The organism is Shewanella japonica (assembly GCF_002075795.1).
GTDB lineage: Bacteria > Pseudomonadota > Gammaproteobacteria > Enterobacterales > Shewanellaceae > Shewanella > Shewanella japonica.
On the sequence record NZ_CP020472.1, the window covers coordinates 3,821,678 to 3,839,682 of the forward strand.

Consider the following 18,005-nt stretch of genomic DNA (forward strand, 5'->3'; position numbering starts at 1 on the left):
TTGGCAGATTAACCTGAGGGATTTTTATGTTAACAAGTGAAAAGTCAGTATTGGTCATAATTGATGTTCAAGGCAAACTTGCACAAATCATGCAGCAGTCATCCCAATTACATCAACAACTTGAAACGCTTATCCAGGGGGCACAGTTATTTGATATTCCCATTTTATGGGTCGAACAACTACCAGATAAATTAGGCCCGACCACCGAGTCATTAGCTTCACTATTAACTAAAACAACACAAGCTATCCCTAAATCGCACTTTAGTGCTTGGCATTGTCATGAGTTTCAGCAACAACTAGCAAGGCTCAATCGTAACAATATTATTTTAGCAGGCATCGAAACCCATGTTTGTGTGTATCAAACTTGCCAAGACTTATTGGCTAATCGTTATCAAGTTCATGTGGTTGCCGATGCGGTGTCATCTCGCAACCAAGACAATAAACAATTAGGCCTACAAATGATGCAGCAAAAAGGCGCCTTTCTCACCAATACCGAATCATGTTTATTTGAGCTGCAACATCAAGCCACAGGTGAGCGTTTCAAGGCGTTACTCAAACTCATAAAGTAATGTGAATTTGAGTTAAGTTTTGAACATTAATTATTGCTTAGGCTAGATAAGTAGTGCTTCAGATAAAGCTTGAATAAACTCAGTTTCAAAGGCAACGAACGACCTCATGACAAATGTCATTGACACTCATGACAAAGCTCACTTATCTCATTGTCCAACGTTTTATATTCTGGTTGTGAATTCAAGGAAAGCCAAAGCAAACTAGCTTGGTATATCCATCACAAATAGTGACTAATGGCAGTCAATAAGGAGTATAAAATGGGTTGGGAACATGTTGCAGCACTGAGCCTTTGCGTAGGAATCGTTAACCAGTTAGTACCAGTATTAATGGCATTAATTGATAACCAGCAAAGTGACTCTTCAACCAAGCACCAGCAGTAATCTAAATACATCATCAAGCGCCAAGTGCGCTTTGATGTATAAACTCCCCACACCTTACATGCGTTAATTCAATTTACGTTATTCAAGAAAGAGCTGTATTAACGCACTTTAATAACCTCAGTTTCTATTCACAAAAAGCAATAACAGCACTTTTTGTATTATTTTTATTCAATATTGCCCGCTGTATTTTGAATTAAGCTAAACTAGCTGATAGTTTTATGGAAATGATTGTATTTCTGTTATTATTTCTAACCAAATAATCATAATTTAGTGGGATAGCATCAGTCTATCCAAGTTCAATCGCCATAGGTAAAAATATGATTAACCACTTCACAGTCCTCGGTGTTAAAGCCAGTGCCAAAGAAGACGAAATAAAAAAAGCCTATAAACGTTTATCAAATAAGTATCATCCCGATAAACTGATTAATGCTTCAGAAGAAGAAAAACATCATGCAGCCGAGCAACTGCACCGGGTTAAAAATGCCTACGATGTGTTATCTGATAAAAAATTAAGAACGGCATTTATTAAAGATTTTAATAATGTCATCGTGACCAACCCAACAGCTGCTATGACCGAGCTGTGGGACCAATTTTATTCTTGAGAAACCCATGAGCAAACCACTTAATATCTCTCGCATTAATGAGTTAAAGAATAATGCCTTCGATAATATCGAATCGTATAACGATCCCGATAGCCCTGAAGCTTTAGCAAAATTCACCGATTCGATGAAAGAGATTTTATTAGCCGATCCATCGATGTTAGCAGCCGTGCCAGAATATTTGCCTGTTGCACTATTCAATCGTGTTCGCTTTTCAGATGAAGCCAAAACCAAATGGGCGTCCTGGATTGATAACGCTGAATTACCTAGCTGGGATGAGTTTAAGGTAACGATTCAATTTAATAACGCTGATGTCCCGTTAGTGTTAGCGGTACGAAAATATTCTGAAGAGCTATTAATAGAAAGCTGTGCAGTGGTTTACCTGCTTAATACTCAAGATAATGTGGTTGCTCCAAGTAAATCTTTTAGTGCCAATGAAGCAAGTGATACTAATGATGACGGCCATGATCCCTACAATGATGATGGGGACTATGATGACAGCGATGAAGAAGGTTATTACGACCAATATGATGACGAGGAGCGATAATGAACAATCTTATTGAACTCACCGCAGCAGAGATAAAAGATCTAGCTGACGTCGAGCCACAACAAGCCAGTAAGCGATTCGAAATCATTGCAAACACGATGTCAGACGATCAACTTGTTGATGTTATTGAACATATGGACATTGTGACATTAACGCAGATTAACAGTCATCATGATATTTCATGTCCGTCAATTATGTCGGAGTTAATGACGCCTGAACAAATTCGCGACATCGTTTGTCAGCAACCTTTATATTGGGAAGAACAAATTAAAACCAATGCTGATGAGCTTATGCATCATACATTTGAGTTTTTAACTTACCTTATCCGTATTCAGGGTACCGAAGAAAAACAAGCGGCGATTTTAGAATGTATTGCAGAAGATCCTGCAGGCTTATTCTACCTTTCTATTCCGTTTATCGAGTTAATTTTATCGCCTTCAGCCGAGCAAGATACCAACAGTATTTACGAAAGCTTTGACGATGAAGATGACGGCGAAACCGTTGGTTATAGCAACTGGCAGGCAGATGAAGAAGCACATAGTTTAGCGATTGATGATCCGCGTAGCTTGCTTGCGTTAATTAAACAAATTGCGCCAGATGTGGCCTCTTCGATTAAAAACTTACTCCGTAATGAAAGTTCTGGATGGGAACAAATTATTGGTAAGTTCGTTAATGAGCTTGTACTGCAAGCTAAAGAGAAAAACGAAGTGGCTGATGAATACGCCGAAGTCGACGATATGTTTACTTTTCTTGATTAAGGAATCGAGTTAATGCAATTAGCATTACGTGATAATAACCAAGGCCCTTATTTTAGTAGAGTACTAGAATATGGGCGCACAGAAGAAAGATTAACTGATGAGCACATCACTCAAATAAAATCGAAAGCGATTTTAATGAGTTTAAAACTGGCTGATAAGTTTTATAACAAGCATAAAATGCATCTACTTGAGCAAGCAGGCCATGATGTTATTGGAGTTGTAAGCCTTGGACTTATTGCACTGACGGGCCAAAAGCCTGCTGGCTCAGTTGCCTTGCTGCAAACACCTGATGGTGTGTTGAAGTGTTTTCAAAAAGGCTGGAGCATGTTGACCGTTGTCAGCAAACACATGCACGGTAGTGATAAATCGCTTTATGGTGATATTAATCCACTGTTGTTAGAGAAAATCTCTACACCACCCGACACAGAAGAATGGCTAGGTTGGCAAGATTATCAATCAGCGCTACAAGATCATCGCAGCCAAGAAGCCACCAAAGTGTTACTTGAAACCTTTTATGCTAAAACTGAGCTCGATCCACTGTTCAGTTTAGGTCTTGAAAGTGTGCTGGCTGAAGCCGTCTTGTACCGCATCATGTTTGATGATGCCAAAGTACGTGAAGACATGAAAAAGCGTTTACGTAAAATAGAGCTTAATGAGCAATGGTTTAGCACTGAGTCGATTAAAAACCATACCGAACGCGCATTATCTCAACTACCTGAAATCTTAGCCGATGCCATACGCCGAGATTTAGGAAAACACTTTTATCAAGAGCTTCTACGCACCCTTAAATTTGCCAAAAAATATCGAGAATTGGCATTAAGTGACGCAAGCCCTGAAAAACTTGAGCGCTATGAGCAAAAGCATGGCTTACAAAGTGTCCTTTTAGGTTGGCAAGACACAATAGATTTTTAATCAATAGCTTAGGGCAACAAAACCTTCTTTGTTGCCCCAGCTTTTATGCTGGGTATGTTAATCGCTATTGTCATTCGTATTCATAATTATCATTACCTACCTCTTTCGATACTCCTCATTTCACTGCAGACCAGCAATTATCTCTTGATCAGGGTTACAGCTTATTCATACGTGTTAGCTTGGCTTTATTCATACCGTCTTATTTACCTCATCCAATTCCCTACGATTAACTGATTGATCTAAATTCACTAATAATCGTATTGTTATTTATAATTAAATAAAGACTCATGAGCTATTAAACTGCATGTTGATAGACATTGAGTACCCCATTCTTGATACAGTGTCAGCATCATTAAGTTGATGTTGCAGCTGAATCCATTAATTACATGAGTTGTCACTATGTCTAAAGAAGTTGCCAGTGTTCCCAGCAGTCGGTTATCTAGACTATCCAAAATAGGCGGGCTAGCCTCTCGCCTTGCAGGCAATGTATTCGTAGAAGGTGCAAAACAGCTGAGTAAGGGGCAAAAGCCAACATTACAACAACTGGTACTTACCCCCAACAACCTGACTCAAGTCGCAGAAAAGCTAGCGCAGCTTCGAGGGGCTGCCATGAAAGTTGGCCAAATGATCTCAATGGATACTGGCGATTTACTTCCCAAAGAACTCAGCGACATTCTGGCTAGACTTCGTGATGATGCTAAAGCAATGCCTCACAAGCAATTGGTTGCTACGCTGAAGCAGCAATGGGGTGATGATTGGCTTGCGCCATTTGCTCAATTTGAGTTACGCCCTTTTGCAGCTGCGTCTATCGGCCAAGTGCATCAAGCATATCTTGATTCAGGTGAAAAACTGGCGGTAAAAATCCAATATCCAGGTATTAAAGACAGCATTGACAGCGACATTGATAACGTTGCCACCCTACTCAAAGTAGCGCAGCTGGTCCCCGACAATGTGCAGTTTGATAAATTACTGACTGAAGCCAAAGCACAATTGCATCACGAGGCTGATTACAGCTACGAAGCAAGATTGCTAAAAGAGTATCAACAATGGGTCGCTAACGACACACGATTTATCGTTCCTAAACTATATGAACAACATAGCACCGACAGTATTCTTGTTATGGAGTTTGTCGAAGGTGTACCGATTGAATCCGTCAGCGAATTACCGCAGCTAGACAGAGATAAAGTCGCGACTGATCTATTAGCATTATTTTTAGATGAACTGTTTACTTTTTCTTTGGTGCAAACCGACCCCAATTTTGCCAATTTTATGTACCAAAAAGAGACAGGTAGCATTGTATTACTCGACTTCGGTGCCACCAGAAAAATGACTAAGACACTGTCTAATGGGTACCGAATGCTGATGCAAGGTGCAATGACAAGTGATAAAGCGCTCATGACAAGTGCAGCCGAATCAATTGGTTTTTTTCAAGACAGTATCACTCCAGAGCAACAAGCCTTTATCGTTGATATTTTTTATCAAGCTTGCGAGCCATTACGAAGTGAAGGTCCATACGATTTTGCCAGTAGCAATCTTGCTAAACGTATTACTGATGCAGCCAAGTCATTAAGTACCAAACAAGATGAATGGCATACCCCGCCAACTGACGCTATTTTTGTCCATCGTAAACTTGCAGGCATTTATTTACTCGCCTCAAGAATACAAGCCAAAGTCGATGTAAAAAAATTGTTTTTAGCTCATCAATAATGAGCTGTTGTTTTAGATTAAAAACGGTAAGCTAAAGGTCATTTTATTTCATGCTAATAAAGCGTTATCAATAATGGCATTTTAACTATGACCCCAATTATCCATGGCATTCTAATATTGATTGTCCTGCTTAGCTCAATGCTCGCAGAGCCCACTTTCGCTGAACAAGTCAATCAGCCCACAATGGCCACTAAAGCAAATGCAGCCTCCCTTAACGGTTCAGATCCAACGTTGCCTTTAGCATTAAAACCAAGCCAGCATGGTGAACTGTCAATATCGGCATTATCAGACAATCTTTACCTGCATGAGTCTTTCATGCAAACCAAGCAGTTTGGGTTTGTAGGCTCAAATGGGCTAATTTTTGTCGATGGCAAAGATGCCTACTTGATTGATACTCCTTGGAGTGAAGCAGACACAATTAAATTGGTGCAATGGGTTGAACATCAAGGCTTAACATTAACAGCAAGTGTATCGACTCATTCCCATGAAGACAGAACAGCAGGTGTGGGCTACCTCAATAGCATTGGCGTTGACACTTACGCATCGACGCACACTAACCAACTATTAGAAAAAGCAGGCCACCCACAGACAAAGCAACAGTTTACGCCCGGTCAGTTCGACTTTTTAAACCAGAAAATCGAAGTTTACTTTGTCGGTGCTGGCCACACTCACGATAATCTTGTCGTCTGGTTCCCTGAATCAAAACTGCTTTATGGAGGCTGTTTAGTTAAAAGCCTTTCGAGTAAAACCCTTGGTTACTACGGTGAAGCCGATCTGATTGCTTGGCCAAACTCAATTAAGCAGTTACAAGTTCAATTTGCCGATAGCGAACAAGTATTACCAGGTCATGGTGACATTGGTACAGGTGTTTTATTGAGTCACACAATCAAGCTACTTGAACAACATGCGGCGCATTAACAATTACCTCAGTAAATTATTACTATTAAATCTATAGGGAGATACACATGTTCAGTCACATTATGATTGGTGCAAACGATATCGAGAAGTCGAAAAAATTCTATGATGCTGCGTTAGGAGCATTAGGTCATGCACCAGGTCAAATTGACGAAAAAGGCCGCTGTTTCTATTTTACTGATACAGGTGTTTTTGCATTAACCAAGCCAATTAACGGTGAAGCAGCCAGTCATGGTAATGGCTCAACAATCGGTTTTGCGGCGAAAAATGAACAGCAAGCTGACGAGTGGCATGCTGCGGGTTTGGCAAATGGGGGCGAAAGTTGTGAAGATCTTCCAGGTTACAGACAGGGGCCAAACTTTAAATTGTATTTAGGTTACCTTAAAGACCCTGCAGGTAATAAAGTTTGCGTGCTTTATCGTCCTTAACCTTCTTAACTGCTCACGGCATAAGTAAGCTTAATGATGTTCAGGTATACATTTTAATGGCGCCCTATGAGGCGCCATATTCTTATCAGCTTGGGCAATCGATATACAATCAGCACTATTACTGATGATCCTATGGTTAACTGATGCACTTGTGTTGCATTCAAGGTAAAATTAACAATGCCCGTCATTGTTATAGTTAAACTCATTTTTCTATTATTAAATGAACAAAATGTTTGCGCTTAATAAGTGAGAGCATGAGCGATGATGGTACCTGACTATTTCTCAATACTTTTGATGTTTATTCTGTAAAAGGTTATCCATGTCTGAACTCGATCCCCGTTTCATCCAATTCAACGAATCGGTTGCTGATATCCCTTTACCAGAAAAATTCACCTTCCCATTTTTTTATCAGCCACACCCACTAGCCATTAAGGCATCTGAGCAGCTTCAGCAACACTTGATGCACCAGACTGATTGGCAACATAACTTCGGAGTGACGCAAAGTCATGCTCCTGAAGCGCTGCAATCATTGCCTGTTATTGGCAAAATGTTTGGGGTTCTCGTGGTTAAAGATGCTCATAATCAACTCGGGTTTCTGGCCGCATTTTCAGGAAAAGTCGCCGACCAAAATATTCTTCCATATTTTGTGCCACCGGTATTTGACATGCTCAGCCAAGATAGCTTTTTTAAAGACGAATATGAGGCAGTCAACACATTAAGTCATCAGCTGACTGTTTTACAAAGCGACCCTAACCTTGCGTCTTTGACTGAAAACCTTAAATTGCTGATGTTAAAAGCCGAGCAAGAGATTGCACAGTTTCGTCAGCAAATGATTGAGAATCGTAAAACTCGTAAAACAAAGCGCAGTAGTCTGACCAATCTAACGGAAGATGAGCAAAAAACACTGCCGATAGAATTGAGTCGACAAAGCGTACAAGATAAGCATCAACTCAACAGCATTAAAGCAAGCTGGGAGCACAAATGTGGCTTGGTGCAGCAGCAATTAGACGCACTGACAAATCAAATTGATTCTATCAAACAGCAGCGAAAGCAAGTATCGAATACACTGCAACACAAACTATTCGCCCAATATCGTTTTTTAAATATACGTGGTGAAAGCCGAGATTTAACCCATATATTTAAAGATGCACCTAACCAGCAGCCACCCGCGGCAGCAGGAGAATGCGCTGCGCCTAAACTACTACAATATGCTTTTCAACAACAATTCACTCCCATCACGATGGCAGAGTTTTGGTGGGGCGAATCACCCAAGTCAGAAATCAAACAACATAAAAACTACTATCCTGCATGCCATGGCAAATGTAGGCCTATTTTAGGTCATATGCTTGATGGTATGAACGTAGATGAAAACCCATTACTTAATAATCCCGCCGAAGGGGTTGAGCTGCCAATTTTATATCAAGATCCCTATATTGTGATTGTTAATAAGCCAGCTAACTTCTTATCGGTACCAGGTAAAAATATTACTGACTCGGTATACAGCAGAATGAAACAACGCTTTCCAAATGCAACTGGACCATTGATTGTGCATCGGTTAGACATGTCAACTTCGGGCTTGATGGTAATCGCGTTATCAAAAGAGGTTAATAAACACTTAGTACAGCAATTTATTGCTCGAACAGTCACCAAGCGCTATATCGCAAAAATCGACGGTGAAGTAACCGAAGATAGTGGCACTATCAGCTTACCTCTAAGGGTAGATCTTGATGATCGCCCAAAACAGCTCGTCTGTGATGAACATGGGAAGCACGCAGAGACATTTTGGCAAAAAGTCACCACAAAAAGTGGCAAGAGTTTATTACATTTATACCCTAAAACCGGGCGTACCCACCAATTAAGAGTACATTGTGCACATCATCAGGGATTAAACATGCCAATTTTAGGTGATGATTTATATGGTAAAACAGAACAGCGGTTACATTTACACGCTCAACTATTATCTATTACCCACCCACACACCAATGTAGCAATGACATTTGAAGTTAATGCCGACTTCGAATAATACAATCGTTTAAAACACTCATTTAAACAATGTTAGCTCCTGCTAATTTACCCAGCAATAAAAACTTGAAAATTTAACTATTTCGAAGTAGATATGTTAACGAATATAGGTTAATGTAACCAGTTCGTATGATATGCGGTTTAATTTTTTTTAACCCTGCAAGCTGACGTTTTCCTTCGTTATATTTTGAAATCACCAAAGCTGTTGATTGTATTCATAAAACTTTAGCTTACTACACGATTAAGGATAAGAGTGGACTATGAAAGAGTGGTATTTCTCAAATAATGGTGAGATCAGCGGACCGTTAGGCTTAGCTGATTCGAATAAATTTATTGCATCGAACCCTGATGTCTATGCGTGGCACCCGTCTTATGCCCAATGGGTACCAGTTAGCCACGTTGAAGAATTTGATATTACAGTGTCTCCGCCACCGCCTCCTGCGGAGATCCCACAACAGTTAATCGAGCGATTTACTGCTAAGGAACGTGAGTTGAATTCAGCCCTTGGCCGAATCGACACCACGCTAAAAACGATTAATTCTTCAATGTCAGATATTGGACGTGACTCAAGCCGTTATAAGGTCACAACAAAAGAGTTGAATGAAAAAGTAGAAGCGACGCTTCGTAGCGTTAATGAACAATATGCCGCACTTCAGAAAACCTTATCAGGTGTGAGTTAATTAAGTTTTACCCGACTTAAAAACTGATTAAATCTGAGTGGCATATAACAATTGTTGTTAACTAAATAAAAAGAATACGACTATGAAAAAATGGTATTTTTCCAAGAATGGTCAAGTAACAGGGCCGTTGAACGAAGTTGAAGCAAAAGAATTTTTAATGAAAGATGGCAACTGTTACGGTTGGCACCCTTCATTCACACAGTGGAAGCCGGTAAGTTGCATTAAAGAATTTGCCCACCTTGTGCCTGTCATCACACCGCCAGCATTGATTCCTCAAGATCTTATTGAAGAATTTACTGCCAAGGAAAAAGCACTTCAAGTTAAAGTCGCGAGCATGGAAGAAAGCGTGGCAGCAACTCAAGGCGTGCTGGTTGAGTTTGAGCAGGAAATTAACACATACAAAAAACTGACAATTAACTTAACTGATGAAGTTAAATCAAATATTGATCCTTTTGAAAGCAAGTACAACTCTTTCAAAGGGTCATTTGATGAGCTAATTTCTGCATTATCAATTGCCAAGACTGAAGTTAATGAGGTGACTACTGACTTCAATCAACGCGTTGCTAAGCAAGCTGCTGAGAATACGAATAGCCCAGTAAGTGCGCCAATTGTAGCACCAGCAGCACCTGCGCCAGAGAAAGCATCAAGCTCTAGCCTTTCTCCTGACAATGTTTCTGAAATCAGTAATCAAATTCAAAAAGCACTGGCAGAAAGTATGCTTAAATCAGCCGCAGAAGACTCTGCAGCAGAAGAGCTTACAGCCGCTAATACAGTAAGTGCAGCAAAAAGCCTTGACCCGGTAGCCGTATCTCCGAAGAAAGCAAAACCAAAAATTGACAAAATTGAATTCTCTGAAGATATCTCTGAAGACAAGCAAGCTGAGGATGCAGCCGGCATTAATGGCGTAACAAGCATCATCAAGTCCGTCTTCAAGGGGGACACTAAGAGAAATGAAAAAAAGTCCGAAACGCCGGATGATGTAGCTCAACTGGCGCAAAGTAACGAAGCTACCGCTAAGACCAAAAAATCTGGTGAAACTGCAGTTAATGATTCAGCAAACGATTCTAATAACGAATCGGACGATGGTGATAAAGAAGGTAGAATGAGACGTCGTAGAAGACGCACTCATTACATTGCTTCTTAATACTTAGCTAAATATGGCATTGCTCTGCATATCAGAGCGGCGCTAGTTTCTAAGTTTTACTTTGTAAAATGCTAAATGAATTGATTGAAAAAAGGCTTATCTAAACGATAAGCCTTTTTTATTGTTCAATATTGCCATTTAGCGACTTTATCAACGGATAACATATTTCCATTGGCTTTATGTAATCAATTGAGCATTAACGATCAAGTGTTAGCAGCAATCAACCTTGACGCCTCTGTTACCGTTTTGGCATCAGCACGATCGATAATCTTAACCAGTGTGGTTTGAATCACCTCATCTTCCCTTACATCAACTTTACTCTTAAAAGATTGCTGCTGCGGCTCAGCTCCTTCATCTAATACAAACTCAATTATCACTTCGTCAGCGATATCTTGGGTTTTCCCCTGATAGATGATATTAACTTGCGGATAACCTTTAAAACCTGCTTTTACTTTTTTAGCGATTCTCTTTCTTGATTTATCTAAATTCATATTCCATTCCTAAAAGTAAAGCACTGCCATTTGGCGATTAAAAATCTTTCAAGCTATTGTAATAACATAACGATTATTGCGTGATACTCGCAAAAGAACCTTGAGTTAACGCACAAAGTGATATTGGCGATAAACCGATTTCTAGACCGCGCTTACCTGCACTGACATAAATGACATCAAATTGTTCAGCGCTCACATCAATCACAGTCGGTAATCGCTTCTTTTGCCCTAACGGGCTTACCCCACCTAGGACATAACCTGTGGTTTTCTCAACCCGTTGCTTATCTGCCATCACAACTTTTTTAACCCTAACACTCTTAGCCATTTGTTTTAAATTAAGCTTTGAAGAAACGGGCGTAATAGCGACAGCTAATGTTCCATTATCTAACTGCACCACCAAGGTTTTAAAAACTTGCTCAGCACACAGGTTTAACTTAGTTACCGCTTCGTCGCCATATGACTGTGCACTAGCTTCATGTTGATAGCTAAGCACTTGATGACTAATCCCTTCTCTTTCCAATAAATTAATTGCAGGGGTCATGTATTCCTCTACGATTTTATCTCACTCGCCTATTGGGCTGACGTAACTTAGTGGCTGACCTGATTTATCACTCTTTTTAAGCAGAGGTGTTATTGACGACGTTTTCATAGTCAAAAGTTGTAATCTCAAATGGATTTCCATCAGGATCGCTAAAATAAAGCGACCATGAAATATCATGGTCGCTCACCACAAATGTCACTTCATGGGTCGTTAAATGTTGTTGCCATAATAAAAAGTTTGCCGCATCAACACCAAAAGCGACCGTGGTTCTTTTTTGAAGTTCAGATTCAAATAAAGCTAAATGCAAATCCTCATGTGCAACCACTAATGGCCCTTTATCAACAGCCCAAAACGCCAATGACTCAACAACAGAGAAACCTAAAACCGCTTGATACCATTTCACTGCTTGTTGTCGATTCTTAACGTAAATATGGATATGGTCAAATGATTGAAGCTTTGGCATTGACTGTCCTTTAAAATAAATAGATGAATTGGCAAGGGTAGCGCTTTGTAAACGAATGTATCTCAAATTTATATAAAACAATACTTTACAGTTTAAAATGGCTGAGTAATATATGGATATTAAATTCTACAAGGATGTCAAATGCCTCAAGAGTCGCCAGTCGATACGCCTAAAAATACCACTGAGAAGCCTGCAAATAACCAATCTCTAAGTCAATTTTTAAAGCAACTCAAAAGCCAAGTTAGCCACTCAAGCTCTATTGATGTCATTAAAGACGCATTAGATACAGCAATTCATTACCCAAACCAATTGTCTTATAACAATACTAACTTATTCATTGTTATCGCTATAGCCTTATTTAGCGGGATTGGATATTGGTTTTACCTAGAGCAGTTAACTTATTACTACCGCTATACTGACCTGGATTATGCCGTTTTCGCAGTCTGTATCATCACACTAATTATACCAATTTGGCAGTTTTTTAACCGCCGCAGCCAAATTAAAAAAGTCTCAACCCTGATAAGGGACGAAACCTTAAAACACCTATACAATATGCGAGATTGCGATGGCAGTTTTTTAAAGGACGCAGAAAACAAGTTTGTCGACTTTAATCGAGGTAATTACTCTCAAAAAGTAGAATGGGGTAAAGAAATTGATTTTCATGCAGAAAGCGGGTTAATTCGAGCATCTGTGGTTTATCATCATTATGTGGATAGAAGAACTGAAACCTATACTGAATCTGACGGTAAAGGTGGCACTCGAACACGTACTAGAACCGTATACGATCATTACTATCGACAAGGTGTCATCATTCCACCTATCAATAAAACCACCCACTTAGTGATGAGTGAGTCGAGATTATCAAAACGCTGGTCACAACGCTTTATGCCAGCGTCAAGAGAGTTTGAAAAAGCCTTCCATGTTCAAGCACAATCTGAGTTCGATGCGGCTAAGTTTCTGGAGCCTGCTGTCGTAGTGGCATGTGAACAACTCAATAATAAACTAAAAAATCTCACCATTGAATTTGCTCATGATGGAAGCTTATTAATTAATCAACACAATACTAACTTACTCAATCCTGCTATGGATTATGACATCACTGAACCAGAAAAATTTAAACAAGAGTTGCTTAATGACACTTCTCTGTTCACAGTGAATAGTATCTTTGGCTTCGTTAACCAAATCATTAAACACACAACCTAACCTAGGAAATAAGGAACCACTATGGAAATGTCGTATGTGATATTAGCCGTCATTGTTGTTATCGCGATTATTATGCTCACCATTTACAATGCCATTGTTAAAGAGCATAACGCAGTACAACGCGGTTGGGCTGATGTGTTAACGCAAGAAAGACAACGTAGCCGAATCATCCCTGAACTTGATCGTGTTCTGCAAGAGCACAAAGATTACGAAAGTGATTTGCTGCCTAAAATCACCGCATTACGTCAAGGTATTAATGCGCTGCAAGATAATAATATTGACCCGAAACTGCAAAGCCAGGTTGATAAAGCATCACAAGAATTAATCAAAGGCATCAATGTCGCTGTGGAAGCATACCCAGAACTTAAAGCCTCTGAGTCTTTCGCCAAGTTTATGGGGGAAATTACTGAGCAAGAAGAAAATGTCGGTGCTGCAGTGCGTATTTTTAACCAAAATGTGGCTAATTTTAATAACTGTATTCAAGCTTTCCCTAACAATATCGTCAACAGCTTGTTTAACAAAAAGCAGGTTATTGAAGTATTTACTGACAGTAAAGCCCAAGCAGCTTTTGAATATAAACCTAAGTTTTAGGCCATATTAGCAAGCCATAAACATCATGTTAGTGGGGCTTAATGCCCCACTTTTTTAGGCTTGCTGTACTAAGTTAGGTTGGCCGAAGTAATGTATGTTTTTTGGTATTAAGCTAGATTCAGTCGTTAACAAGCCACTGTGAAATACTACCGCATCATCATCTGAACACAATAATAAGTCTTGTTGGGTATGGGCCACAAAATCCATTATTTGAGCAGTGGGTTCTTGCGGGTTTTTAACGTGTGGTACAAATTGAAAAGGCACTATATTAAGCGCTGATGTGTTAGCTAACCCAATTGAATTTGTATCGCCACATAATATGGCGCTACTGATATCTGGCGTCAATATCATTGCACCAGCACTGACTCCAACAATCGGTAAGCCATTTTCAGCTAAATGATAAAGCTGTTTATCAAGCCCTCGTTGCTTTAGCCAATATAGAAATCGAAACGTATCGCCACCCGATAAATGAACCAAACCAGCCGCTCTTAAAACCTTTAACGTTGCTTGAGCATCAAAGTCCTGCTCTAGTTCCACATACTGAACAGTATTAAACCCAAGTTGACGATAACAATCGGCAATAGGATTAAAAAATTGCCTTTGTGCATCAGGTTCTGAAGCGATATAAACCACAGGTAGTGATTTTAAATCGTTTGAAAGTCCATTGATAAAATACCTTAATGCCTTGCTCGCATTGGCGGTATCGGTATGACTTAATAGCGCTACATTCACTATGAATCCTTTCTATTTTTGTGATTTGAACGATTAGGTGTTTGCTTAAGTAGTTACTGGCTTATAGCGAGTGACTAAAGTTAATAACCAAAGCTAATAACTAAAGCTGATAACTAAAAAGAGTAACTAAAACTAATAACTAGCACTTAGTCGTGTTCCCCCATCCCCTTCGCAGTTGCCTGTATTCAGCTAATTAATCATTAGATAATGATTCGAATAAAGCCCGTTTCTCTTCCATAAAAGCCTGTAATGCTGATGGGTTTTGCATTAAATCAGACATTGCCGTCATTGCCTGAATATGTGCAGGATCTTGCTGCTGAAACATCAACTTTCCATGCGCCTGACTCAAGGTTTGTATTTGTTCAAAATTGTCAGCTTGAAAACGCTCATCACAAGCGCCGCCTAATTGCTTACATGTCATTGTTTTCATCACTTATCCCTAATATCACACCAGTAAACAGCTTAAAACAAGCCTACAAATTACTATTATGTAGATAACGCACTATTGCAATCCATATCAATAACAACACCGAATTTAGCAATAAAAAAACCAGCTGTGCAACTCTATGCTCAGCTGGTTTTATGTGAGTTAGTCACTCATTTTATAAAACTGAATACTATGACTAACTTATATTAATGGTTACGCCATGAATCAAGGCAAACGCTTATGATTGACGACGACGCCAAAGTAACGGTAGCAGCATCAGTAAACCAGCACCCAAACTACCGGCGCCTTCTGGTTTGCTCCAACCATCTTCTAAAGTGTTGCTAACATTTACACTAACAGAGGATGTCACTTGCTCTTCACCATCGCTAATCACAAGTTCAAATACAAGCGATTGATCAACAGAAACTTCAGGGGAGTTAACCGTTAATACTAAACCATCTGCACTGTACTCAGCAGCGGCACCTGACACTTGCTGCCACGTGTATGTTAACCCTTCAGGCTCATCAGCTATAGCAGCAGTAATCGTCGTGCTTTCACCTTCATTTAGTTCAGTGTTACCACTAAAGCTAACATCAAAAGCTAATGGCACATTGATAACAGACACATTAACCACTTGAGTTTTATCCAGTACACCGTCACTGACCGTTAAAGTAAACGCTATTGCTGTATCTGCTGTCACCTCTGGTGCAGTTACAGATAATATAGCCTTAGTGCCATCAAAGGTTAACTCTGGTCCAGCTGTTTGCTCCCAGCTGAAACTAAGCTCTGAACCATCTTCAGCAACCGTAGCTGATGCATCAATAACCAGTGTTTCAGCTTCGTTCACTTGCTCTGGTGCATCAATAATTACGTCAACATCTAAGCTTGGGTTAGCTGGATCACCACATTGGTCACCATAAACTTGTTGAACCCATTCTGGGTAATCAATGTATGGGTTACGGTTTCCTTGATACTTATACACGGCATCATTACGCTGTGTATCAGTAGCATCAACTGGATCTTGTTGATGCCAAGCATAAAGTGTACATAGCTTGCCATGCAGTGGGTCGTTATTACTAACTTCATCAGCCGTAGTGATGCGATCCACTGCAACCAAGTCAGGCATGTTACTGTCATTGCCTTGGTAACGTGTATCCATGTAAAGGATCATACGTGCGACATCACCTTTAACTTGATCCCGTGGCTCAAAACAACGTGCCGCAGTATCTAGGTAATTACCTGGTGCGTCAGCCACCTCAGTTCCAGTGTCGCTACACTCATTAAAGTCATAGTTACTGCGAGTTGAGTTGACCTTTACATTCGTTGGACGTAAATGGTGCGCATCGGTGTAACCTAATTGCGACTCACTTGGGAAGCCATGGCTTTTAGCCCAAACGTGTTCACGGTTCCAGTCACTGGTATTGCCGCCATTATTTTGCTTAGACACAGATAGGCCTGTGTAAAGCTCAATAACATTACTGCTGTTAGCAGGATCTTCATCAGAATAAGACAGTGTAGTCCAAACTTGGTTGTAAGTTAGCTGTTGATGACCTGCTGTAATAGCAACAGAAATGGCATTTTTCATTGCTTCAGCATCATCGAAACTCCCCGTCAGAACGTTAGTATAATAAACGTTACCGTCAAAGGTGGTTGGGTCTGCAACAGGAGTTAACTCTTCACAACCTGAGCAAGGCGTATCTGGGTCTGGCTCAACTGGCGTTTCGCCACATGCATTTTCCCCAGCACAACCTAGGCCATCAGCAGTGTCCTTATCAAATGTCACCCACTGATTGTTATCACCAGGGAATGCTGCTGTTGCATCAGTATCACCAGCGGTGACACTGTCTTTGCGACGTAGCGTTTTGTCTTTTGTCGAAAAGTTTGCATCGTTCGGATCCGTCCATTCAGAACCAGGATCTTCACCTAACTTACCTAAACGGTCAATAACCACATCATCTTTATAAAGAACCAGCGCATCATCACCATTAAAATAAGTAACAGTTGAAGCCGTGCCCACTTTGAATGCGTCATCGGCACTGCTGTTATGGAAAACAATGCTTTCACCAGCAGCCAGCATACCTGTTAATGTTTCGGAATTACCCGCATCAGTGCTGCCATTGCCATATAAACTTAACGTGTATACAGCAGCATCTAAATCAATTGCACTGCCACCTACGTTAGATAATTCAACAGCTTTATTATTGCCACCACCTTCTACGTATTCGGCAATGATTAATACACCAGGTTCAGCTGTACAAGCACCTTCACCTGGGCAACCTAAGCCATCACTGGTGTCTTTATCGAATACTAGCCACTGGTTATCAGTACCCGGAAAATCAGCCGAGGCATTGGTATCACCTGTAGTGATACTGGCTTTGCGTCTTAACGTTTTATCTTTAGTCGAAAAGTTAGCATCGTTTGCATCGGTCCATTCAGAACCAGGGTCTTCGCCAAGCTTGCCAAAACGGTCAATAATGGCGCCGTCTTTTGTCAGCAATAACGCATCGTCACCATTAAAGTAGGTTACAGTTGATTCAATACCCACTTTAAAAGCGTCATCGGCACTGCCATTGTGGTAAACAATACTGCTGCCAGCAGCTAATGTACCGGTGAGAATTGACGAGTTACCCGCTTCAGTTGAGCCATTCGAGTAAAGTGTAATCGCGTATTGAGCAGCATCTAAATCTACTGCACTCGTGCCTAAGTTTGAAATTTCAACAGCTTTATTACTACCACCACCTTCAACATACTCGGTAATGACAAGATCAGCATTGGCAGCTGTTGACGATGCAGCTAACAGTAGGGTAACTGCTTTTGCGACTGCGTTAATTTTATTATTCATAGTCGTATCTTTTAATTAGAAAGTGAGGTGAAGCTAGCGCTAACACCTCACTT

20 protein-coding genes are annotated in these 18,005 nt (G+C 40.3%); 14 read left to right on the top strand and 6 right to left on the bottom strand.

What is annotated here, in order from left to right; all coding sequences use genetic code 11:
• Positions 1-26: 26 nt before the first annotated feature.
• The 12 genes from SJ2017_RS16400 (at position 27) to SJ2017_RS16450 (ending at position 10,662) form a co-directional block, all read left to right on the top strand.
• The gene (locus SJ2017_RS16400) at positions 27-569 is read left to right on the top strand and encodes a hydrolase (protein WP_080916446.1); all 543 of its coding nucleotides are present in this window, start codon (positions 27-29) and stop codon (positions 567-569) included.
• A gap of 258 nt (positions 570-827) precedes the next feature.
• Positions 828-950 (top strand): hypothetical protein, encoded by a 123-nt coding sequence (locus SJ2017_RS21880; protein ID WP_269454721.1) that lies wholly within the window; start codon positions 828-830, stop codon positions 948-950.
• 317 nt (positions 951-1,267) lie between these two features.
• Positions 1,268-1,552 carry a cold adaptation protein ActJcold adaptation protein ActJ gene (gene atcJ, locus SJ2017_RS16405; protein WP_055023653.1) on the top strand — a complete coding sequence of 95 codons (285 nt, stop codon included), beginning with the start codon at positions 1,268-1,270 and terminating at the stop codon, positions 1,550-1,552.
• Positions 1,553-1,559: 7 nt separating this feature from the next.
• Positions 1,560-2,096 (top strand): cold adaptation protein AtcA, encoded by a 537-nt coding sequence (gene atcA, locus SJ2017_RS16410; RefSeq protein ID WP_080916447.1) that lies wholly within the window; start codon positions 1,560-1,562, stop codon positions 2,094-2,096.
• On the top strand, positions 2,096-2,854 hold the full coding sequence (atcB, locus tag SJ2017_RS16415; RefSeq protein WP_055023651.1) for a cold adaptation protein AtcB: 759 nt from the start codon (positions 2,096-2,098) through the stop codon (positions 2,852-2,854). Before atcA ends, atcB begins: the two co-directional genes overlap by 1 nt.
• 12 nt (positions 2,855-2,866) lie before the next feature.
• Entirely contained in the window at positions 2,867-3,766 is a 900-nt protein-coding gene (atcC, locus tag SJ2017_RS16420) for a cold adaptation protein AtcC (RefSeq protein ID WP_080916449.1), read from the top strand.
• Positions 3,767-4,165: 399 nt separating this feature from the next.
• Positions 4,166-5,473 carry an ABC1 kinase family protein gene (locus tag SJ2017_RS16425; protein ID WP_080916450.1) on the top strand — a complete coding sequence of 436 codons (1,308 nt, stop codon included), beginning with the start codon at positions 4,166-4,168 and terminating at the stop codon, positions 5,471-5,473.
• 87 nt (positions 5,474-5,560) lie between these two features.
• Positions 5,561-6,391, top strand: a complete 831-nt coding sequence (bla, locus tag SJ2017_RS16430) for a subclass B1 metallo-beta-lactamase (RefSeq protein WP_080916452.1) — start codon at positions 5,561-5,563, stop codon at positions 6,389-6,391.
• A gap of 47 nt (positions 6,392-6,438) precedes the next feature.
• Complete coding sequence (locus tag SJ2017_RS16435; protein ID WP_080916453.1) at positions 6,439-6,816, top strand: VOC family protein; 378 nt, start codon at positions 6,439-6,441, stop codon at positions 6,814-6,816.
• A gap of 319 nt (positions 6,817-7,135) precedes the next feature.
• Complete coding sequence (locus SJ2017_RS16440; protein ID WP_080916455.1) at positions 7,136-8,839, top strand: RluA family pseudouridine synthase; 1,704 nt, start codon at positions 7,136-7,138, stop codon at positions 8,837-8,839.
• A gap of 259 nt (positions 8,840-9,098) precedes the next feature.
• Positions 9,099-9,518, top strand: a complete 420-nt coding sequence (locus tag SJ2017_RS16445; RefSeq protein ID WP_055023646.1) for a GYF domain-containing protein — start codon at positions 9,099-9,101, stop codon at positions 9,516-9,518.
• A gap of 82 nt (positions 9,519-9,600) precedes the next feature.
• Complete coding sequence (locus tag SJ2017_RS16450) at positions 9,601-10,662, top strand: DUF4339 domain-containing protein (protein ID WP_055023645.1); 1,062 nt, start codon at positions 9,601-9,603, stop codon at positions 10,660-10,662.
• Positions 10,663-10,865: 203 nt separating this feature from the next.
• Here the strand turns inward: SJ2017_RS16450 and SJ2017_RS16455 are convergent, their stop codons facing one another.
• The 3 genes from SJ2017_RS16455 to SJ2017_RS16465 form a co-directional block, all read right to left on the bottom strand.
• The gene (locus SJ2017_RS16455; RefSeq protein ID WP_055023644.1) at positions 10,866-11,153 is read right to left on the bottom strand and encodes a hypothetical protein; all 288 of its coding nucleotides are present in this window, start codon (positions 11,151-11,153) and stop codon (positions 10,866-10,868) included.
• Positions 11,154-11,226: 73 nt separating this feature from the next.
• Positions 11,227-11,694 carry a Cys-tRNA(Pro) deacylase gene (gene ybaK / locus SJ2017_RS16460; RefSeq protein ID WP_055023643.1) on the bottom strand — a complete coding sequence of 156 codons (468 nt, stop codon included), beginning with the start codon at positions 11,692-11,694 and terminating at the stop codon, positions 11,227-11,229.
• A 76-nt stretch (positions 11,695-11,770) separates the two neighbouring features.
• A complete protein-coding gene (locus SJ2017_RS16465; protein WP_080916456.1) occupies positions 11,771-12,157 on the bottom strand; it encodes a VOC family protein in 387 nt (128 codons plus the stop codon).
• Between the two features lie 141 nt (positions 12,158-12,298).
• On the opposite strand from SJ2017_RS16465, the gene SJ2017_RS16470 reads away from it, so the two are divergent.
• Positions 12,299-13,360 (top strand): DUF3137 domain-containing protein, encoded by a 1,062-nt coding sequence (locus SJ2017_RS16470; RefSeq protein WP_080916458.1) that lies wholly within the window; start codon positions 12,299-12,301, stop codon positions 13,358-13,360.
• Between the two features lie 21 nt (positions 13,361-13,381).
• Entirely contained in the window at positions 13,382-13,951 is a 570-nt protein-coding gene (locus SJ2017_RS16475) for a LemA family protein (protein ID WP_065108694.1), read from the top strand.
• A 54-nt stretch (positions 13,952-14,005) separates the two neighbouring features.
• Here the strand turns inward: SJ2017_RS16475 and SJ2017_RS16480 are convergent, their stop codons facing one another.
• From SJ2017_RS16480 to SJ2017_RS16490, 3 genes are all read right to left on the bottom strand, one after another.
• Entirely contained in the window at positions 14,006-14,683 is a 678-nt protein-coding gene (locus tag SJ2017_RS16480) for a Type 1 glutamine amidotransferase-like domain-containing protein (protein WP_167692934.1), read from the bottom strand.
• Between the two features lie 193 nt (positions 14,684-14,876).
• Positions 14,877-15,113, bottom strand: a complete 237-nt coding sequence (locus SJ2017_RS16485) for a DUF1059 domain-containing protein (protein ID WP_080916460.1) — start codon at positions 15,111-15,113, stop codon at positions 14,877-14,879.
• Positions 15,114-15,348: 235 nt separating this feature from the next.
• On the bottom strand, positions 15,349-17,952 hold the full coding sequence (locus SJ2017_RS16490) for an endonuclease (RefSeq protein ID WP_080916461.1): 2,604 nt from the start codon (positions 17,950-17,952) through the stop codon (positions 15,349-15,351).
• Between the last annotated feature and the right edge of the window lie 53 nt (positions 17,953-18,005).